The 20,243-nt window shown below is 64.3% G+C and carries 18 protein-coding genes and 2 pseudogenes; 10 read left to right on the top strand and 10 right to left on the bottom strand.

Annotation, left to right across the window (positions count from 1 at the left end; translation table 11 throughout):
- Window positions 1–577, bottom strand: a pseudogene (locus ACTHN9_RS17590) (PAS domain-containing protein); the annotation flags it as partial.
- A 237-nt stretch (window positions 578–814) separates the two neighbouring features.
- Here ACTHN9_RS17590 and ACTHN9_RS17585 point away from each other — a divergent pair.
- Entirely contained in the window at window positions 815–1,195 is a 381-nt protein-coding gene (locus tag ACTHN9_RS17585) for a response regulator (protein ID WP_440538052.1), read from the top strand.
- Here ACTHN9_RS17585 and ftsH read toward each other — a convergent pair.
- Window positions 1,093–3,000 (bottom strand): ATP-dependent zinc metalloprotease FtsH, encoded by a 1,908-nt coding sequence (gene ftsH / locus ACTHN9_RS17580; protein ID WP_440538051.1) that lies wholly within the window; start codon window positions 2,998–3,000, stop codon window positions 1,093–1,095. The two genes, ACTHN9_RS17585 and ftsH, sit on opposite strands and share 103 nt — an antisense overlap.
- Before the next feature lie 162 nt (window positions 3,001–3,162).
- Between ftsH and ACTHN9_RS17575 the strand changes: the two genes are divergently transcribed.
- On the top strand, window positions 3,163–3,534 hold the full coding sequence (locus tag ACTHN9_RS17575) for a hypothetical protein (protein WP_440538050.1): 372 nt from the start codon (window positions 3,163–3,165) through the stop codon (window positions 3,532–3,534).
- Window positions 3,535–3,644: 110 nt separating this feature from the next.
- Here ACTHN9_RS17575 and ACTHN9_RS17570 read toward each other — a convergent pair whose 3' ends face one another.
- The 3 genes from ACTHN9_RS17570 to ACTHN9_RS17560 form a co-directional block, all read right to left on the bottom strand.
- A complete protein-coding gene (locus ACTHN9_RS17570; RefSeq protein WP_440538049.1) occupies window positions 3,645–4,115 on the bottom strand; it encodes a universal stress protein in 471 nt (156 codons plus the stop codon).
- Window positions 4,116–4,192: 77 nt separating this feature from the next.
- Entirely contained in the window at window positions 4,193–4,639 is a 447-nt protein-coding gene (locus ACTHN9_RS17565) for a carboxypeptidase-like regulatory domain-containing protein (protein ID WP_440538048.1), read from the bottom strand.
- 57 nt (window positions 4,640–4,696) lie between these two features.
- On the bottom strand, window positions 4,697–5,347 hold the full coding sequence (locus ACTHN9_RS17560) for a BON domain-containing protein (protein WP_440538053.1): 651 nt from the start codon (window positions 5,345–5,347) through the stop codon (window positions 4,697–4,699).
- A 378-nt stretch (window positions 5,348–5,725) separates the two neighbouring features.
- Between ACTHN9_RS17560 and ACTHN9_RS17555 the strand changes: the two are divergent.
- The 3 genes and pseudogenes from ACTHN9_RS17555 to ACTHN9_RS17545 all read left to right on the top strand — a co-directional run bounded on the left by ACTHN9_RS17555 (window position 5,726) and on the right by ACTHN9_RS17545 (window position 8,702).
- Window positions 5,726–5,928 (top strand): annotated as a pseudogene (locus ACTHN9_RS17555) (hypothetical protein).
- Between the two features lie 31 nt (window positions 5,929–5,959).
- Entirely contained in the window at window positions 5,960–7,357 is a 1,398-nt protein-coding gene (locus ACTHN9_RS17550; RefSeq protein WP_440538047.1) for an MBL fold metallo-hydrolase RNA specificity domain-containing protein, read from the top strand.
- Between the two features lie 172 nt (window positions 7,358–7,529).
- Complete coding sequence (locus tag ACTHN9_RS17545; RefSeq protein WP_440538046.1) at window positions 7,530–8,702, top strand: phosphatidylserine decarboxylase family protein; 1,173 nt, start codon at window positions 7,530–7,532, stop codon at window positions 8,700–8,702.
- 56 nt (window positions 8,703–8,758) lie between these two features.
- Here ACTHN9_RS17545 and ACTHN9_RS17540 read toward each other — a convergent pair whose 3' ends face one another.
- Together ACTHN9_RS17540 and ACTHN9_RS17535 are read right to left on the bottom strand one after the other, a co-directional pair.
- Window positions 8,759–8,995 carry a UDP-glucose 4-epimerase gene (locus ACTHN9_RS17540; RefSeq protein ID WP_440538045.1) on the bottom strand — a complete coding sequence of 79 codons (237 nt, stop codon included), beginning with the start codon at window positions 8,993–8,995 and terminating at the stop codon, window positions 8,759–8,761.
- A 46-nt stretch (window positions 8,996–9,041) separates the two neighbouring features.
- Entirely contained in the window at window positions 9,042–9,692 is a 651-nt protein-coding gene (locus ACTHN9_RS17535; RefSeq protein ID WP_440538044.1) for a BON domain-containing protein, read from the bottom strand.
- Between the two features lie 322 nt (window positions 9,693–10,014).
- On the opposite strand from ACTHN9_RS17535, the gene ACTHN9_RS17530 reads away from it, so the two are divergent.
- The 5 genes from ACTHN9_RS17530 to ACTHN9_RS17510 all read left to right on the top strand — a co-directional run bounded on the left by ACTHN9_RS17530 (window position 10,015) and on the right by ACTHN9_RS17510 (window position 15,453).
- Complete coding sequence (locus tag ACTHN9_RS17530) at window positions 10,015–10,854, top strand: universal stress protein (protein WP_440538043.1); 840 nt, start codon at window positions 10,015–10,017, stop codon at window positions 10,852–10,854.
- Between the two features lie 50 nt (window positions 10,855–10,904).
- Window positions 10,905–11,732, top strand: a complete 828-nt coding sequence (locus ACTHN9_RS17525) for a universal stress protein (protein WP_440538042.1) — start codon at window positions 10,905–10,907, stop codon at window positions 11,730–11,732.
- Window positions 11,733–12,067: 335 nt separating this feature from the next.
- Complete coding sequence (locus ACTHN9_RS17520; protein ID WP_440538041.1) at window positions 12,068–14,236, top strand: sensor histidine kinase; 2,169 nt, start codon at window positions 12,068–12,070, stop codon at window positions 14,234–14,236.
- A complete protein-coding gene (locus tag ACTHN9_RS17515; protein WP_440538040.1) occupies window positions 14,233–14,880 on the top strand; it encodes a response regulator in 648 nt (215 codons plus the stop codon). Before ACTHN9_RS17520 ends, ACTHN9_RS17515 begins: the two co-directional genes overlap by 4 nt.
- Before the next feature lie 162 nt (window positions 14,881–15,042).
- Entirely contained in the window at window positions 15,043–15,453 is a 411-nt protein-coding gene (locus ACTHN9_RS17510; protein ID WP_440538039.1) for a response regulator, read from the top strand.
- Between the two features lie 78 nt (window positions 15,454–15,531).
- Here the strand turns inward: ACTHN9_RS17510 and ACTHN9_RS17505 are convergent, their stop codons facing one another.
- From ACTHN9_RS17505 to ACTHN9_RS17495, 3 genes are all read right to left on the bottom strand, one after another.
- Window positions 15,532–15,849, bottom strand: a complete 318-nt coding sequence (locus ACTHN9_RS17505) for a hypothetical protein (RefSeq protein WP_440538038.1) — start codon at window positions 15,847–15,849, stop codon at window positions 15,532–15,534.
- A 149-nt stretch (window positions 15,850–15,998) separates the two neighbouring features.
- Window positions 15,999–16,799 carry a glycine-rich domain-containing protein gene (locus tag ACTHN9_RS17500; protein ID WP_440538037.1) on the bottom strand — a complete coding sequence of 267 codons (801 nt, stop codon included), beginning with the start codon at window positions 16,797–16,799 and terminating at the stop codon, window positions 15,999–16,001.
- A gap of 4 nt (window positions 16,800–16,803) precedes the next feature.
- Window positions 16,804–20,217, bottom strand: coding sequence for a bifunctional diguanylate cyclase/phosphodiesterase (locus tag ACTHN9_RS17495; protein ID WP_440538036.1), 3,414 nt, complete (start codon window positions 20,215–20,217; stop codon window positions 16,804–16,806).
- Window positions 20,218–20,243: the final 26 nt, after the last annotated feature.

The raw sequence follows: 20,243 nt of genomic DNA, 5'->3' as shown, positions 1-20,243 counted from the left end.
AGAAGTGCCGCCCGATGATTTCCGTCGCATGAAAGCCCAGCACGCGCAAGGCGCCGCCGTTCCAACTCGTGACTTGGCCCTGCGGATTCAGCATGAAGATCGCATCCTCGACGGCGTCCATGAGGCGGCGCATCCGCTCCTAGCTTTTGCGCAACTGCTCTTCGTTTCGCCGCCGCTCGGTGATGTCGCGCGTGACCTTGGCGAACCCCAGCACCGCCCCGTGCTCGTCGTGCAGGGCGGTAATCACCACGTTGGCCCAAAACCGCGAGCCGTCCTTGCGCACGCGCCAGCCCTCGTCTTCCCAACGGCCGAGCTCCGCCGCGCGGCGCAGTTCCGCGGCGGGATAGCCGCGCGCCGCGACGTCTTCGGGATAAAACACGGAAAAATGGCGGCCGATGATTTCCTCGGCGCGATAACCCTTGATTCGTTCGGCCCCGGCATTCCACGTCGCGATCCGACCCTTTGTATCGAGCAGGAAGATCGCGTAGTCCTTAATGGCGTCGACCATGGCCCGATAGCGCGCTTCGGGCGAAATGCGTGTGAGCGACGGACCTTCGCCCCGGCCATTCGAGGGTATCGGCTCAGTGTTCACGGTCCGGCTCCGGCTTCGAACAATACGTCAGTCTAGCGCTCGCCGCCCGTGACTGCCATTGCGGCAATGAGCATTTTCGCAAACGTTTGCCCGCGTACCGCTGTAAGCCTTCTCCGACAGCGCCGCCAAAAGCCGCACACGAATCAAGTCCACGGCTGATTTCGCCGAACCGGGGATTCGCGGACACTCCAAATCATGAACTCGAACTAATGCGTGTCTGCCATGAAGGTACTACTCGTAGAAGACTATGCACCCATCCGCGAGCGCCTGTGCGAACTCGTGCGGACCGTGCCCGGTGCACATATCGTGGCCGAAGCCGACGAGCCGTCGCAGGCCCTTGCCGCCATCGATGCGAACAAGCCCGACGTCGTGATCGTCGATTTGCAGCTCAGAGCCGGCACGAGCGGCCTGACGATTTTGAAATGGCTGCATGAGCACCGGCCCGCGATGCCGGCCATCGTGCTCAGCAATTCCGCCTATGCGCAGATGCGCAAGGTCTGTTACGAACTCGGCGCGACGCTCTTTCTCGACAAAGCCAGCGAGTTCGCGCAATTGCGCGGCGCATTGGTCGAATTGGCCGGCCGCTCGCCGTCGATCAGCTGAATCAACGTTTCGCGGTCGATCACCTCGCACTCGAGCAGCCGCTTGGCGATGCGCTCGAGCGGTTCGCGGCGCTCGCGAAGCGTCCGCTCGACGCGCTCGTGCGACTCGCGCAACAACCGCCTGACTTCCTCGTCCACGAGCCGCGCCGTGCTTTCGCTGTAACGCGTGCCGTCGCCGGGAACCGGATACGTCGTCGAATTGAGCGTCGCGAGACCGATGCGCTCGCTCATGCCGTAGCGCTCGACCATATGGCGCGCCATTGCAGTGGCGCGTTCGAGATCGTTTTCCGCGCCCGTCGACACATCTCCGAAGACGATTTCCTCGGCCACGCGGCCGCCGAGCAGCACGTCGAGCCGGTCGAGCAATTCGCTCTTGCGTAACACGTAGCGGTCTTCGGTCGGCACCTGCTGCGTGTAGCCGAGCGCTGCCACGCCGCGCGGAATGATCGACACCTTCTTGACCGGATCGGAGTGCGCGCGGCTGTGCGCGACGAGCGCGTGCCCGGCTTCGTGATGCGCGATGATGAGCTTCTCTTCGGCATTCATGACGCGGCTCTTACGCTCCATGCCCGCCATTGCACGATCGATCGCCTCGTCGAAGTCCGCCATCTGCACGGCCGGCTTATCGAGTTCGGCGGCGTGCAGCGCTGCTTCGTTGACCACGTTCGCTAAGTCGGCGCCGACGAAGCCGGGCGTACGCGAAGCCAGTTCGCCCAAATCGACGTCCTCGGCGAGTTTGACGTGCTTCACGTGTACCGAAAGGATCTGGCGCCGTCCGATCAAGTCGGGCCGGTCGATCGCGATATGGCGATCGAAACGGCCCGGCCGCAACAGGGCGGGATCGAGGATCTCGGGCCGGTTCGTCGCGGCCATGATGATGACGCCCGAATTCGGCTGGAAGCCGTCCATTTCCACGAGCAACTGATTAAGCGTTTGTTCGCGCTCGTCGTTGCCGGAACTCACTCCGGTGCCGCGTACCTTGCCGAGCGCATCGAGCTCGTCGATGAACACGATGCAAGGCGCCTTTTGCTGGGCCTGTTCGAAGAGGTCTCGCACGCGGGCCGCGCCCACGCCGACGAACATTTCGACGAACGCCGATCCGCTGATCGAGAAAAACGGCACCGACGCCTCGCCGGCCACGGCTTTCGCGAGCAGCGTCTTGCCGGTACCGGGCGCCCCGACGATCAGCACGCCTTTCGGAATTTTTCCGCCGAGGCGCCGGTAGCGTTCGGCATTGCGTAGAAATTCGACGATTTGCTGCAACTCGGCCTTGGCCTCGTCGATGCCCGCGATATCGTCGAACGTCACGCCCGTTTCTTTTTGCACGTATACGCGCGGCTTGCTCTTGCCGACCCCCATGAAGTCTTGCATCGCGCCGCCGCCGCGCCGCATCAACAAGCCCCATACGAAGAAGAAGGCGATCGCGGGCACGATCCACGACAGCACCGTGCCCATCCAGGTGCTGTCGCTGGCCCCGCGATAGCGAATGCCGGCCTGAGCGAGTTCGTCGGACAAACGATCGTCGGCCACCCGTACCGTCGCAAAGCGCCACGGCGAGCCCTGCCCTGCAAGCGCCTGAGCCGCCGAAGCGGGCAGCAGCGCACTCGCACCCGGCATCCGCACGTTGCCGGTGATCTGCGTCGGCGTCACTTCCAGATTGTCGACCTGCCGCGCGGCGACGAGGCGCCGGAAATCGCTGTAGTCGATCGGTTGCGCCGGGGCACGCAGCGTCAGCAATTGGACGGCGATCAGCACCAGCAAGCTGACCGTAAGAATCGTACTGACGAGATCGTTTTTGCGGTCCATGGCGAGGGGCAACGCGCGGCGGCTCACGCGGACAAGTAGAGATCAACCCTACTGTACGCGGCGAGGCACGTTACCGATTGACGCATGTCAAAAGTGTCGAATCGATGTTTTTCTATGGTCTAGAGTGAGTTCGTTCGCTGAGCATTACCCAAGGAGGTTGCGATGCAACAAGTCCATCACTTTCACCCGGAACTGCGGCATGCCACGAAGCCGACGTATATCGCCAGCTACGTGTTCCCGCTCTTGTTCGTGGCGTACGAGGTCTATCGCGTCGGCTATTGGATCGCGGTGCACGGCACCGACTTCTCCAATTTCAACTCGATGGGCTACGAGTACTTGCTGATGCTCGCGATGTTCGCGGTGCAGGTCGTGGCGGAAGGCACGTTCCTCGCGGTCGCATGGCTCGGCCGCCATCCCGATCTCGAGCACAGGCTCACCAACCTCGCGATGGGGCTCCTGTGCTCGCTCGTCGTGCTGGGCTTCGATTACGGCCTACAAGTCGCGTTTCGTAACGCGGCCACTGCTTTAGGCTGACGGCACCGGCTGAAGCCGAGGTCGTTTCGGTACGAGGTTGTCGAGGGTGTTCCGGTCCAAGCGCGCGGAACCGACGTCGGCCTCATCGTCGACGTCGTCCATGTGCCCGTCTATGCGGGGGTCTCGATCGGCTCGTGCTCGGCGCGTACCAGCATCACCGGACACGTCGAAAAGCGCAGGAACCGCTCCGATACGCTGCCGAGGACGAGCCTCGGTACGCCGCGGCGTCCGTGCGTGCCCATGACGACGAGATCGGCGCCGATGCGTTCCGCATGACGTTGCAAGCAGGTGGCGACGTCGTCGGCCATGCTTTCCGTTTCGATCGTTTCCTCTTCGCCTTCAAGGCCGGCCGCGCCCAGCGCTTCGTGCACCTGTGCGAGCGCGGCACGCCCCTCGCTGCGCAGGGCATCGAGCAGCGCCTGCGGATCGTAGTAGCCGCCGTAGTTGAAAAGCGCCGATTTATCGACGACATAAACCGCATGAACGTTTGCGCGCGCAAGCGAAGCGATGCGCACGGCTTCTTCGATGGCGCGTTTGGACGACGAACTGCCGTCCACGGCTAGCATGATGGTGCGATACACGGTGTTGCTCCTTATCGTCCAGGTTGGTCCAGGTTGGTCGAGTTTCGTCGAGGTGCCGCCCGCCGGCGACATGCATCTCATTGCTTCACATCCAAGTGCATATCGAGCCGCGCCGTGCCGTGGGTCGGCACGTCGACCGCGCGCGTTTGAGTGGCCTGGCCGGTGGCGGCCGTCACCCGATAATGTCCGGCCGGCAACGCAACGAGCAGGAACGGCCCGTCCGTGCGCGCGGAGAACACGCTCTTTCCCGCGGCGGACGCAACCGATACGTCGACGTCCGACAAGTACTCGCCGCTCTTGCCCGCAACCATCACGCGCAGGCTGTAGTGCGGCGCCAACTTCTGCATGGCGGCCGCCTCTTCCTCGCCGATACCGCCGCTCACGTACCGGATGCCGTTTTGCGTCATCGCCAATGGTGCGTCGGGCGTGTTGTCGGTTTGCGCTCGCGCTTCGATATTGCCCATCATTGCACCCGCCGCGCATAGCGCGACCGCCAGTGCCATCTTCCGATATCGCGTAGACATAGCGTTGCTTGCTCCGTTCCGCGTTAGCGTTTCGTCACCCGGCCAACGTCCGGTCGATCATTCGACCGTCAGTCGATCGACGACATCCCGTACACCGCGCGTCGCCCAGGCGATCCCGTGCGCCGCGCGCTTCTCGGCGAGCGAATGGACCACGCCGCTCAGCGTCACGACCCCGTCGCGCACGTCGATTTGCATGCGCTGCGCATCGGCGCGCGCCCGGCGCTTGAGCGCTCCGGCGATCTTCGCGCCGATCTCGGCCGCATCCGCCTGCGAGCGAACGTCGATACGGTCGACGATGCCGACGACGCCGCGCAGGCGCCCCACGGCAATTTCCGCCGCGCGCCGCTGGTGTCCCCAATCGAGCGTACCGGTGAGCGTCAGGCAGCCGCGATCGGCCTGAACGCCGATCGCGCCGCGGGGAACGCCGTCGGTCGCCTCGAGCACGGCCACGGCCGCGGCGGCCAAGGCTTCATCGGCCAACGCTTCCGCACCCGGCGGCAAAACGTGCAGGCGAACGACGACGGCGCGCACGCCGTCCACCCGCTGCACGGCTTTTTCCACGGCAATCTTTTGCGCATAACTCGGTACCGAGCCGCGCAACGTCACGACGCGATCCAAGACATCGACTTCGATGCCCGTCTCGTCGACCACCGGATCCCATTCCAACTCATCGATTACGTCGTGCTTCAGTTCATCGTCGGACTTCATCGACATGTTCCCTCCTCGTGGACGCGACCGCCATGGCCGTCGCCGATTGCATGGGCTCACGTCGATAGCATCGCTCAAGGCCGGCAAGCCGCCTTGATGCCGATCAACGTCGGCGCGTCGCCATCGGCCGACCATACGATCCATACGCGTATCGGTTGCGTCTTGGCGATGCGATCAGGGTTCGAACGGAGTCCCGAACATGCCGTCCGTTTGTAGGCAAATGCCGACATCGATGCACGAGCGCCTACGAGATCTTCGGAGCGGCCTTATTTGCAACGCCGGCGGCGCGACCAATACTTCAGACATCGGATACCGCATCCGTGGAGCCGGGCCCCAAGCCTGTCCCGCCCGGCTCGCAAAGAAACGCCATACGGAGAGCTGCCATGTCGACCCAAGCCGCGAATACGACGACGAACGCCGTCGACGACATCCTCGAACTTGCGCGTGGCGCGGGCCTGCTCGTGACGCTCGACGGCCAAATCGGCCGCGAGAAGTACCAAAGCGTCGCCGGCTCGCTGGCGTCGTTCATGCGCTTCGTCGATGCGCTGCGTGAAACGCTCGTCGCCGACGTCCCCATCTGAACCGATTTCGATGCAAGGAGCCCCACCCGCCATGCGACTGACTTTTCTCGGCGCGACCGAGACGGTGACCGGCTCCAAATATCTACTCGAAGGGGCCGGCCTGCGTATCCTGATCGATTGCGGCCTGTTCCAAGGCACCAAAAACCTGCGGCTGCGCAACTGGGCGCCCCCGCCGATCGATCCGGCAACGCTCGATGCCGTCGTTCTCACGCACGCGCATATCGACCATACCGGCTACCTGCCCGTCCTCGTCCGCATGGGCTTTCGCGGCCCGATCTATGCCACGCCCGGCACCCGCGACCTATGCGGCGTCATGTTGCGCGACGCCGCGAAGCTGCAAGAGGAAGAAGCCGAGTACGCGAATCGCCACGGCTTTTCGAAGCACGCGCCGGCGCTGCCGCTCTATACGCTCGACGACGCCGAGCGCGCGCTCGAGCGGATCGTCCCGCATGCGTTCGACGCGCCGATGCTGCTTGGCGAGCACGCGGGTTTTCGCCTACTGCCGGCCGGCCACATCTTAGGCGCCGCCAGCATCGTCTTTCATCTGTGCGGCAAGGTCATCGCGTTCTCGGGCGATATCGGCCGTCCCAACGATCCGATCATGCGGCCGCCGACGCCGCTCGTATCGGCCGATTATCTGATCGTCGAATCGACCTACGGCGACCGCTTGCACGAGAGCGCCGATCCGCTCGAAGAACTCGCGGCCGTCTTCGCCCGCACGTTCAAGCATGGCGGGGTAGTCGTCATCCCGAGCTTCGCCGTGGGCCGCACGCAATCGATCTTGCGCTACATCTCGATCTTGAAAACGACGGGGCGGATGGCGAACGTCCCGGTCTTTCTCGATAGCCCGATGGCGGTGAGCGTCACCGAACTCTATCGCCGGCATCTGAGCGAACATCGCCTGACGATGTCGGAGGCCGATGCGATCGAGAAGGCAGCGGTCATGGTCCGCACGGTCGATCAATCGAAGGAGGTGTCGGGCCGACGCGGCCCGATGGTCGTCATCGCCGGCAGCGGCATGGCCACGGGCGGGCGCGTCCTGCATCATCTGAAGGCGTTCGCGCCCGATTCGCGCAACACGATCGCGCTCGTGGGCTTTCAAGCGGCCGGCACGCGCGGCGCGGCGCTTGCGGCGCATTCGCCGACCATCAAGCTGCACGGCGAGTACATTCCCGTGCGCGCCAGAGTCGACGCGATTTCGTCGCTGTCGGCGCATGCCGATTACGCGGAAATGCTCGCGTGGCTCGGAAAAATGACGGCCGCGCCTGAACGTACGTTCATTACGCACGGCGAACCGGCCGCGGCCGATGCATTGCGCCGCCGCATCGCCGAGCAACTGCATTGGCCCTGTGAAGTACCTAGTTACCTGGAAGCGGTCGAACTGACCGAAGCGTGCCCGCCTGTATCGGCACGGGGCGTATCCGCCTAGCCGTTGGCGCCACGCGTTACGCGCCGCGCTAGCTTCGTATCGGGCAAGCGGTTTGCTGTATCCCGCATCGAGACAACTCGAGCGGGAGTGCAGGACGATGGGGCAAGACGGTAAAGCACTAGGTCGCGAGCGTCGCCGGCTAGGCAGCTGGTTACCCGCCAACGAACGCGCAATGGGCGACTATCGTCGCTCGCTCGCGCAGCGCGCGCTTGCGCGCGATCGCGCAGGGCCGCGCGCCGGTGTCGTGCGCGACCTGGCGCACCTCGTCAAAAACGATCCGGTATTGGCGATGGCCGCGTCGCGGGCGATCGACGAGGCGCGCGGCGAAGGCTACGAGCTAGGCTATGCCGACATCGACGAATTGATGGCGGTCATCGATTATTTGATGACCTACGCGCCGCCCTTCAGCGAATCGAGCCTCGTGCATTGCCCGCTCAATGCCGTGCTGGACTGGCTTATGTGCATGCCCTCGGGATACGCGCTGTTCCGCGATCAAGCCTTCAATGCCCAGCTCAAGCGCGTATTGAACTACTGGTGCGGCTTCCTGAGCGGCCCCTATTCCCGTATGCATTTGAACGCGGACGCCAATGGCTGGTTCTGCCCGGAAGCGCTCGAGAAAACCGGACTGACGCAATTCCTATGCGATCCGAACGAGCCGTACTGGGGCTTTCCGTCTTGGAACGGCTTCTTTACTCGACAATTCGAACCGGGCGCTCGACCGGTTGCCGAACCCGATAATTCGAAGATCGTCGTCAGCGCCTGCGAAGCGTCGCCCTACGCGATACGGCACGACGTCCAACTGCACGATCGATTTTGGATCAAGGCGCAACCGTACTCGCTTCAAGAAATCTTCACCGCCAGCCAGCGCGAGATCGCGAAGCGATTCGCCGGCGGCTCGGTCTATCAAGCGTTTCTGAGCGCCTTCAACTACCATCGTTGGCACGCTCCTGTCAGCGGCACCGTCACGCACGCCTACCTGATCGACGGGACGTACTATTCCGAACTGGAAGCGGAAGGCGAGGATCCGGGCGGACTCAACGACTCCCAAGGCTATACAACGGCTGTCGCCGCGCGGGCCGTCATCGTCATCGAGTGCGACGACACAGCGCTCGGCACCATCGCGTGTGTCTTCGTCGGCATGGCCGAAGTGTCTTCGTGCGTCATCGAGGCCATGCCGGGCCAGCATCTGCGAAAAGGCGACGAACTCGGCTTCTTCCAATACGGTGGATCGACGTATTGCCTGATATTCGAACCGGACACGATCGAGCGCTTCGTGCCCCAGCCGCCATTCGACAGCGACACGGAGCCGGTCAAGGTCAACGCACACCTCGCAACGGCTCGATAAGCGGACAACGACCGGACGATACTTCGCGCGAGGGCCGGGGCACGCCTCATAAGCCTTCAAAAATCGAAGGCGTGCGCCATCTTATGGTCGATCCACATCATCCCTTCGCGCAGCCCGGCGAGCAGGGCCTCGCGCTCGACCGTGTGTCGCGTAAGGTATTCGAACTCGTGTTCGAACGCGCCGCTCGCGCACTCGTGCGCGACACGGACGGTGCAAACGAAGCCCCCGGGTGCGGGCGCCGTCTGCACGGATACATGCCAGCAAGGCCCATCGACTGAACCGGACAACGTCATGACATCGGCTCCTCTTGATCGAATCGGTTGCGCGTCGTGGCCAAGCTCAACCGATGTCCAGATCGTCGATCACGGCATGCACGCCGGGCGCGGACCAAGCCGCACCGCGCGCCGCCGAGCGCTCCGCATACGAGCCGACCTTGCCCTTGAGCGTCACCGTGCCGTCGCGTACGTCGATCCGAATATGCTTGGCCTCGCGTTCGGCATGACGCTGAAGCGCTCGCCCGATCTTTTCGCCAATATCCTGCGCGGCGCGCCCGCCCGTCACCTCGATTAGGTTCGACACCCCCGTCACCCCACGCATGTGGTTCACGGTGCGCGTCGCGAGATGGCTCAAATGCGCGCTCGCCACTTCGCCGCGCAGCGTCACCCAGCCCTTCTCCACTTGCACCTTGACGGCTTCTTCCGAAAGACCGACGGTCCAGCGCAGCATGGCCCGCACGGCGTTCGCCGTATCCTCGTCGGTATGCACCTCGTCGCTCGGCAAGCGAACCACCATCTCGACCACCACGGCTTTCACGCCGGCCACGCGCTGCGCCGCCTTCTCGGCCGCGATTTTTTCCGCATAGCTCGACGGGTGCCCCGATAGCGTGACGACGCGCTCTTTGACCTCCACGCCGATGTCGGCCGCGTTCACCGCGGGATCGTAGTCGAGTTCCTCTTCGACTTCCTGCTTCAACTGCCTGTCCGTTTTCATCGCGTGCTCCTTTCGTCTGGGCAAGGCGATCGCGATGTGCGCCGCGCGACCCCTCAGATCGATACTGCCGCGCTGCTCGCCAACGCTTCTGACCTGCATCAAACTCCAACGCGATCGGCGCATCGGCCGCGGGCGAACGCTCGGTCGCTCGTTTCGCCGGGCGCGCCGGGCGTGCCGGGCGTGCCGGGCGTGCCGATCGTGCCGACGAATCGATTGACTTGCATCAAGCCGGTACGGAGCGCGGTGCCTACACTCCTAGTCACTCGGCATGATGCGCAGGGCCAGGGCCATGCGCATCGCGGCATCCTTCGGAGCGGGCACCATGAGCTACAAGAGTCTTCTCGTACATCTCGACACAAGCCAAGCCGCGGAGCGACGGCTCGAATTCGCCTTTCGTCTCGCGCAGCGCTTCGATGCCCATTTGAACGCTCTGCTGACGCTGACGCGACCCGAGACCGGTTCGTTCTATGTCATGGCCGGCGCAGCCGAATTCATTGCGGAACATGAGCGTATCGCCCGCGAACGGCGCGAATCGCTCGAGCGCGCGTTCAAGGCCACCGCCGCGCGTACCGGCGTCACCGGCGATTGGCGCGTTTCGACCGAATACCCGAACGACGTCGCGCCCGACGCGGCGCGTTTCGCCGACCTCGTCATCGCAGGCCAATTCGATCCGAACGATCCCGAGTCCTTCGTCGCGAATCAGTTCCTCGAACACCTTCTGCTGGAAGCAGGCCGCCCCGTGCTCGTCGTGCCCTATGTCGGCACGTTTGCCTCGATCGGCACCCACGTCGTGCTGGCGTGGGACCAGAGCCGCGAAGCAGCGCGCGCCGCGGCGGATGCCATTCCATTTCTCGCCGCCGCCAAGAAAACGACCATCATCACGCTCGGCGAGCAAGGAGGCGAGCCGTTGGGCAGCCGCTTGCCCGGCACCGATATCGGAGCGGTCATCGCCCGGCACGGCGCCACCGTCGATATCGACGAGAGGCCGTCCGTTCCGGCTGCGGCGGTCGGCGACGCGTTGCTCTCGCGCGCAGCCGATCTCGGCGCCGACCTGATCGTCATGGGCTGTTACGGACATGCGCGCTGGCGCGAACTCGTGCTCGGAGGCGCGTCGCGCACGGTCCTTAAGTCGATGACGATGCCGGTGCTGATGTCGCACTAACCGCCACCGCGCCGAGCAATACCGAGAAGGAAACGGAAATGGGAACCGCCATGAGCTACAAGACACTGCTCGTTCACGTCGACGACAGCACGCGCAGCGAAGCGCGCACTGCATTCGCCTGCGACCTCGCGCTCAAATACGGCGCCCACTTGATCGGCCTTTACATCGTCTCCCAAGACGTCCTGCGCCCGCTCGCAACCGGCGAGGAAAGCTTCAACCTCGGCGCGAACGAAGCGCGCCACGCGCAGAAGATGAACGACGCACAGGCACGCTTCACCGCCGCGGCGCAACGCGCCGGCGGCCCATTCGAATGGCGCGCGCCGAGCGGTCCCTCGGTCGAGACCGCCGTGCTGCACGCGCGCCATGCCGATCTGCTCGTGCTCGGGCAGCCCGACCCAGATAATCCCGCCACCTACATCGCGCGCCACTTCGTCGAGGATGTCATCATGAGTGCCGGCCGCCCCGCCATTGTGCTGCCGCACGCCGGCCGCATCGCGACGTTCGGCGAAAGCGTGCTCGTCGCTTGGGACGGCGGGCGCGAGGCCGCCCGCGCGCTGGCCGACGCGATCTGGCTGCTCAAGCGCGCACGTTTCGTCACCGTCGTGTCCGTCAGCAAACACCCCGAGGACTCGACACCCGAAGATATCGACATCGCCGCCTACCTCGATCGGCACGGCGTGCGCGCGAGCTTTACCTCGATTCCTCGGCCGCCGGGCGTCGGCACCGGCGCCACGCTGCTGAATCAACTCAGCGACCGCCACGCAGATTGCCTCGTCATGGGCGCGTACGGCCACGCGCGTGCCCGAGAACGCGTCCTAGGGGGCGTCACGCATACCCTGCTCGAAACCATGACGGTGCCGGTCTTTATGTCGCACTAGTCGGTGCCGTTCCGCAGTCCGACCCGATTCCGGGGAAAGCGCAGGCCGGGCCTTCCGCACGCCGCCCCAGCGGCGCGCGGTTCGAGCGCCTGCGCGATCTTTTCGCCCGCCTTAGCGCGGGCGCTTTTTTTTCTGACTATTCTTTTAAGCACGCTCCGTGCACGCTCGCTACGCAAGAGGCGTCGCCAGGTCTGCGCACCATTGGCAGCCGTGCGCGAATCGACGACAATTTGCCAGACGTCTGCGGAAAGCGGCCTCCCGCCGTCGCAGACACGACTTTTGGCCCCGCGTCTCCCATTCGATGGCGCGGGATCGCGACGACCCGCAGGATGCGCATGCCCGCAGCAGGAAACCCGTCCCCCCCCGCCAAGCCGAGCGCCAACCGCGGCAAACTGGGCGCGCAGTTGCGCGGCCCGTTGCTGGCGGCGGCGGCGACAGCCGTCATCGTGTTCGTCTCGTCGGCGGTCGCGGCGGCGATCGTGCACGATCGTCTGCTCCAAGTCGCCGAAGCCACGTTCGAGGCACGCGCCATCCATGTCGATTCGGACATTCAGCGAGAACTGCTGCTTTGCACGCAACTGCTGCGCGGCGCGAGCGGATTCGTCATGGCGCAGGCGCAAGCGGCAGGCGACGGCGCACCGTCGCCGGAGGCCTGGGATCGCTACGTGTCGCGCCTGGATCTGGACGATGCCCCGCCCTGCGTCCGCTCGCTCGGGTACGCCGTGGCATTGCCGGCTTCGGACGCCGCCGCGTCCTCGGAAGCCGGCGCACTCGCCCATACGGTGCTGATGTGGCCGCCGCGGGGAGACGCGTCGGACGGCATCGATCTCGGCGTCAATGAGGAAACGCGCGCCGCCTTGATGCGCGCGGCGAACAGCGGCCAGGTGGCGATGTCGATTCGGCCGTTGCCGCGCGAAACCGCGACCGAAACCGAACCGGCCGAAAGTCAGGCTCGCGCGCGCGTCGATCTGTATTTGCCGGTCTACCGGAGCGCGCCGCCGCCGGCGCTGGTCGCCGCCCGAAGGGCCGCTTTGACCGGTTTCACGATCGCGCGCCTGGACACGGAATATCTATTCGCGAGCGTCGCCGCGCACGAACCGCGTATGCTGCTACACGTTTCCGGCGGCCATCCGACGATGGTGCTCTATCCGCCCGGCGTCGCCTTGGGCGCGCAGCTCGACAGCCAGCCGCGCTTTCAGCGCACCAATACGCTGCATCTCGGCGGCGACACGCTGTCCATCACGTACTCGACGAGCGATCCGGCGCTCGTCGCGTCGGCCGAATTCAGCCGCAACGCAATCCTGTCGGCGGGCCTGGCCGCTGCCTTCGTCGCGGCGGCCGCCGTCTTCGTTTTCATGCGCGCACGCGGCACGATGCTTGCAGAAGCGGGCAGGGCGCGCTCGCGTTCGTCGCAGGACGAAGCGCGGCTCATGGCGATCATCCGGTCCTCGGGCGAGGCGATCATCACGATCGACGAGGCGCAGCGCATCGTCATGTTCAATCCGGCCGCCGAACAGGTGTTCCGCTGTTCGGCGATGGAGGCGATCGGCAGTTCGATCGATCGGTTCATCCCCGAACGCTTTCGCGGGGCACACCGCGCGCATGTCGATCGATTCGGCGAGACGGGTGTCACCGAACGCAAGATGGGAAGGCAGCAACCGGTTCTCGTCGGCCTGCGCACCGACGGCGAGGAGTTTCCGATCGAAGCGTCGATTTCGCAGATCCGCGACGGGGAAGGCAAGCTTTACACCGTCATGCTGCGCGACATTACCGAACGCGTGCGGGCCGAGGACGCGCTCAAGGCGTCGCGTCAAGAACTGCGTGCGCTGTCGGCGAATTTGCAAAGCGTGCGAGAAGACGAGAAAACACGCATCGCGCGAGAACTGCACGACGATCTGGGCCAGCAGCTAACCGCGTTGAAGATGGATCTGTCCGCCGTCGAGCAGTCGCTAGCCGACGTGCCGAGCGCACCGCCGCCCGTGTTGAGCCAGCTCAAGGGGATGCGCGGCCTGATCGATTCGACGGTCGGCTCGGTGCGCCGCATCGCCGCGGATTTGCGGCCTGTCATGCTCGACGATCTGGGCCTCATGCCGGCGATCGATTGGCTGCTGACCGATTTCACGACCCGCTACGGGATCGACATCGAACGCCGCATCGAACCGGGCGCGGTACAGTTTTCGCGCAGCGGTGCGACAACGCTATTTCGGATCGTGCAGGAAGCACTGACGAACGTGGCTCGACATGCCGAAGCAACGCGCGTGTCGATCTCGCTCGCCATCGAAGAAAACTGGTGCGTACTGCGCATCGCAGATAACGGCCGCGGCGCGGCCGGCGCACCAGGCAAGGAAGGACCCGGGGAAAAATCCTTCGGACTGCTGGGTATTCGCGAACGCGTGCACATCCTCGACGGCACGGTATCGATCGATACCGCGCCGAAACGAGGCTTCGCGCTCACGGTGCGGATCCCGCTCGCCGCCATACAACAGGAAGAGGCTCTGCCATGACAAAAGTACTGCTGGCCGACGACCATGCGCTCGTCCGCGACGGACTGCGCCACATTTTAGAGGGCACGAGCGGGTTCGAAGTCGTCGGAGAGGCCTACGACGGCCCCACGACCATTTCGCTCGTGCGCGGCACGCCGGCGGACGTGCTCGTTTTGGATCTATCGATGCCCGGGCGCAACGGCATCGAACTCGTCAAGCAGATCAAGGAAGAGCTGCCCATGCTACGGGTGCTCGTGCTGACCATGCATGCCGAGCAGCAATACGCGGTGCGCGCGTTCAAGGCCGGTGCGTCGGGGTATTTGACGAAGGAAAGCGCGAGCAAGGAACTGGTTTCGGCGCTCACGAAGATTTCCGCCGGCGGGGTGTACGTCAGCCTATCGATGGCCGAGCGGCTTGCGCAAAGCCTGAACGAGCCAACCGACATGCTGCCGCACCAGCGGCTGTCCGACCGCGAGTTCGACGTTTTCCGCCGCATCGCGAACGGGCAGACAATCAGCGAAATTGCCAACGAGCTGTGCGTCAGCGCCAAAACCGTCAGCACCTACAAAACGCGCATTCTCGAAAAAATGCAGATGCCGCACGAAGCCGCCTTGGTTCGCTACGCCATCCAACACAAATTATTCGAGGACGGCGAAGACTTGTAACCAGTAGTAACGACTCGTGCGGCATGGGCCGGCGCACAGGTCCGCCGCGCGGGCGTCGAGGTCCGCCTGTAGGCATTCCCCTACATCGGTATTCCGCGTCACCTACAGCACATTCCTACCGAGCCGATATTTATTTCACTAAGCGCTGACGATACTCTTCGCATGGAATCGAACAACCGGTCACCGCTGAGAGTCTTCGTCGTCGACGAGTCGACCTTAGTACGCGAGCGCTTGGCGCGCCACATCGGGCCGCATGGCGCGGCATGCATCGTGGGCGAAGCGGAAGACGTGGAAATGGCGCTCCAGGGCATTGAAGAAACGGACGCCGAAGCCGTCATTCTCGATTTGCGTCTGATCGACAGCAACGGCATGGATCTGCTCCATGCGTTGCGTAGCCGTACCGATCCCATCGTGACGATCGTGCTGACAAACTACGCGTCGCCTGTTTTTCGGGAGGCAAGCGTCGTTGCCGGCGCCGATTATTTCTTCGACAAGACGACCGAATTCGACCTGGCCATGGAGACGATCGCACGTCTCGCGCGAGAGAAAGCGGACGGTGCCGCTAGCGCGTGACGGCCCTCGTAGCGCGTGGTGGTATGACGTTTTCCCGCCGCCGCGCGAATTCGATTCGCTTTGCGCGCTGGGCCCTCTTCATTTGTTCAACTGCGAAAAGGCGGCACCTCGATGGCTGAGTTCGCGCTCAGCATAGTCGAAAGCGGCGCGCACGGCCGCCTCCGGATTCGTTTCCGAACAATGGGGTAGCGGGATCAGGTCTTTGTCCTGCGTGATGATGTCGAGCCTAGCATCGTAATAGGCGCCGTTCGGGCCGTGCAGCAGTTCGATCGCCAAATGGCAACCGCTCACGCGCCGCGCGAAACGCATGAGCCGTAGCAACTGGACGCCGGCCTCGGCCTCGATTCGTGCCTCCCCGGGGAACCCGAGATACACGATTTGCATGCCGATTCCCATTTACCCTCTCCCACGCCGATTCACCCGCCGCTAGCCGAAACCGGCGCTCGCGGTATCGCGATGCGCCGGTTCCTATCTTCCCGGAGCGGACGGAAAACGGCTTGATTTGGGTCAACGGAGGGTGACGGCTCCCGCGCCCGGCAGGAGGACTACGCGCAGCGCCGCCACGCGGGCGCAGCGACTTGGCGCACCGGGTCGATCATCGCCATCGCCTCGGGACGCACGCAGTACGCGCGTGCTTCGTTCTTCGCTTCGGGCTTCACGCAGTACGCTTTAGCGTCGCTCTTCGCTTCGGGCTTCACGCAGTACGCCTTGGCGTCGCCCTTCGCTTCCGGCTTCACGCAGTACGCTTTAGCGTCGCCCTTCGCTTCCGGCTTCACGCAGTACGCTTTAGCGTCGCTCTTCGCTTCCGGCTTCACGCAGTACGCCTTGGCGTCGCTCTTCGCTTCCGGCTTCACGCAGTACGCCTTGGCGTCGCCCTTCGCTTCCGGCTTCACGCAGTATGCTTTAGCATCGCCCTTCGCTTCCGGCTTCACGCAATACGCCACGGCCTCGGCGTCTTCCGCCACGCCGAACTCGCGCGCCGCCAACTCGTCGCTCGTCGCCGCGAGCGCGAGATGCCGCGCTTCATCCTGCGCCCCATCGATCCCGCTGTAGGGATCGTGATGAATCATGTAGCCGAAGATCCGCTCGCAATCGGCCCCGTAGCGTTGCGTGTCGAGGATATGCATGTGCCAAAACTCGTCGACTTCCTCGCTCGGCACGATCGGCGCATCGGGATACTTCGCCGCGAGCTTCAAGAATTGCCGATACCCCGCCTCGGCCCGCTCGATCCGACGCAACGCGACGACGCCTTCCCGCCGGTACATGAGCTTGGCCTTGATCCGGCTGAAATCGAGTTCGTCGATCGCTTGGTACATCGCGGCGATACCCCGTTTGGTGGTCTGCATGGTGCTATTCCTTCAAGACATGATGGTGGCGCTGCGGTCCGCTGACTTCGGCGCCATTGGCTGACGATCTCGTCGGAGACGCGAGACCGGGATCCACCGCCGAGCCGAGAAAGCTCTCGACGTCGGCGGGGGGAATGGGGCGGCTGAAGAAGTAGCCTTGCACTTCGTCGCAGCCTTCCTTGCGGAGAAAATCGATTTGCTTCTGCGTTTCGGCGCCTTCAGCGATCACGGTCAACCCGAGGCTGTGCCCGAGCGCGATCACGGCGCTCGTGATCTGCGTATCGCTGTGGCTGTCGGGCACGTTGCGAATGAACGACCGATCGATCTTCACCGTATCGATCGGGAAGCGATTCAGATAGGCCAGCGACGAGTAACCCGTGCCGAAATCGTCGATCGACAAACGCACGCCAGTGCGCTTGATGGCCGTGAGCCAGCGTACGGCTTGCTCGGGATGGCGCATCACCATGCTTTCGGTCAGCTCGAGTTCGAGGTATTCGCCGGGCAACTGCGTTTCGGCCAGCGCATCCATGATGGTTTCGTGAAGATGCGGATCCGCGAACTGCCGCGCCGATAGATTCACGGCGACATGGATCGGCCCCAATCCGCGTGCACGCCATTGCGCCGCTTGCCGGCATGCCTCGCGCAAAACCCATGCGCCGATCGGCACGATCGCCCCCGTTTCCTCGGCGATCGGAATGAATTCGCTTGGCGCAATCGCGCCGAGCGCCGGGTTGTGCCAACGCAACAGCGCTTCGACGCCCGTGCAATGATTCGTGCGCAGGTCGATCCGCGGTTGATAAACGAGCGCGAATTCGCCGTTTTCGACCGCATGCCGCAAATGCGTCTCCATCTCGACGCGCCGATGCAGCGACATGCTCATCTGCCGCACATACATCTGGTACGTGTTCTTGCCGCGCTGCTTGGCGCCATACATCGCCATATCGGCGTGCTTGAGCAGCGTCTGGGCATCGTCGCCGTCGCCGGGGAACGAACTCACGCCGATGCTCGCGCTCACTTGCAACTGCGATCCGCTGACCGAGAACGGGTGCGCGAGCGCCGCTTGGATCGCGTCGATGGTGTCGATGACGACGGCGACGCCATCGCTCGGATGCTTCACGAGCACGACGAATTCGTCGCCGCCGAGCCGCGCGATCATCTCGGCTTCCGATAACGCGTCGTGCAGGCGCGCCACGACGGAACGCAGGAGCAGATCGCCGACGTTGTGCCCGAGCGAATCGTTGACGTCCTTGAAGCGATCGAGATCGATGAAGAGCACGTGCAACGCCGTGGCATCGGCGCGCGCGCGAGCCAAAAGTTCGTCCAGATGCTCGCGAAACATCAAGCGATTGGGCAACCCGGTGAGCGCGTCGTGCGTGGCTAGGAAGTGCAGGTTGTCCTCGGCCTGGCGGCGCTGGAGGAAGTGGCTCATCTGACTGACGATCGAGCGCGCCATGACCAGCGCCTGCGGCTCCGCGTGACGCCGTTCGCGCGCATAGAACTCGGCCACGCCGACCACCACCGAGCCTAAGCGCAACGCGAACGAGAACGTCGTGCAGATGCCCGCATCGGCCAGCCAACCATCGCTGGCCGTACGTGTCGCGCCATGCCCGGTCACGCTCCACCTCGGCGCGGGCGGCGCATCGTCTTCGATCACGACGTTCGGCCCATGCACCACGAGCCAAGTTTCGAAGTCGCTATCCGCTGCCGTCGAGGTCGCGCACAGCAACTGCTTGGTCCCCGCGGGCGTCGGCCGGAACGTGCCCCCATCCCAATCCATGCCTTTCACGATCGATTCGATCAGATGCCGGCAGACATCGAACTCATTGCCGGCCGTGGCGAGGTAGAGCGTGAAAGCGTGCTCGAGATCGCGCGCGCGTTCGATCGATTTCTGTTTCGTGATCTCGAGCGCGGTTCCTCGCAATGCACGGGTTTGCCCCGTGCCATAAGCATGGCCGATCACGCGCAGCCAACCGTGCCGACCGCGCCGCGAGCGATAGCGGCACTCCAGCTCGAACGCGTCGCGCGTCGCCAGCGTGCGCCACGCCTGCTCGAGCAGCGCCCGCCGATCGCGAGGATCGATCGTTCGCAACAGCGCCTTGATCGTTTGCGTAGGCTGCCGCAAACCGACCATGCGCGCCATCTCCCTGGACAGATGGGTCCCGCCCTCATCGAGGTTGGCGCGCCAATCGCCGAGATGCGCGATCCGCTGCGCTTCGGCGCGCGCCGCTTCGCTATCGCGCAGGTCGTAGGTGATCTTGTCGGCCAGCCTGACCGCCCGCGAGCGCGAACTGGACAGCGCATAGGCCAAGCCGGACAACAAGACGCTGATGATGACGCCGGCGACGAATGCAACCTCGGGCAACACCTGCTGCGTGCCGTTGAGGGCCTCCATACGGGCCGAAAACACGATGACCCAGCGCCGCCCCGCGAACGGTTGCTCCGCCGTCCGTTCCAGCGTGGCGGGTCGCGTCGCCCGCACGACACGCGGCGCGCGAGCGACGATGGCAGCCGCGGCGCGCGATGCGCCGGCCGCCATTCCCGGCCGGGCCAGTGCTGCGCCGTCGATGCTGTCGTAGAGCAAGGACCCGCTCGAGCCCGCGACGGCCGGGGCGCTCAGGCTGCCGGCGTCGTAAATCTTAAAGCGGATAACGCGCAGCGTCTCGGCGCTCAGCAACCCGTCCATCATGTCGTTGACGCGAATACCGGCTCCGACCGACCCGATATAGGCCAGCCGCCGCTCATCGACGGTTGCCGTCGGCATGCCCTTGCGATAGACAGGCATGCGCATCGCCAAGCCGACGAATCGCGCGCCGCGGTCGTCGAGAATCAAGCGCCCGCTACTGATCGCCTCGCCGCTGTCGCGCAGCCGTTCCATGGCGGCGCGCCGTTGCGGCGCGGCGTCGAGATCGAGCCCGACCGCCTCGCGATTGAGCAGGAGCGGCTCCAGGTAAGTCAGCACATCGTAGCCGTCGCGAAGCGCGGACGGATGCACCGAAAAATCGATACCGGCCTGCTTGAGCAGCGCATCCTGGCGTTGCGCGAGCACGAACGAAGGCAAATTGGCGGCGCGCACGTAAGCCGCATAGTTCAATGTCTGAAACCCCGGATATCGGCCGGGCAAATCCAGACCCGTGACGAAATCGCGAAATTCGGCGCGTGTCACGTTGCCGTCTTCACCGAATAGCGCGCGCATCGTCACGAGCACATCGGTATATAAGCGCACGCGTACCGCGATTTGCTGTTCGACACTGCGCGAATCGTTCTCGAAGCGCAGGCTCGCTTCACGGCGAACGAATTGCCCGCAGATCGAATAGACCGTTAGCGTAATGGTCAGCGCGAGCGCCAGCACGCCAAGGGCCAAGCCTTGGGCGAACCAATCGCGGCTCACGCGCCGCAGAAAATCAAATACCTCGCGCACTTCATTTCCCCAAATTGCCGCATCTC

Source organism: Trinickia sp., from assembly GCF_051953405.1.
GTDB lineage: Bacteria > Pseudomonadota > Gammaproteobacteria > Burkholderiales > Burkholderiaceae > Trinickia.
The sequence above is the reverse complement of the archived record's forward strand: the minus strand, read 5'-3'. Positions and strand labels throughout refer to the sequence as shown.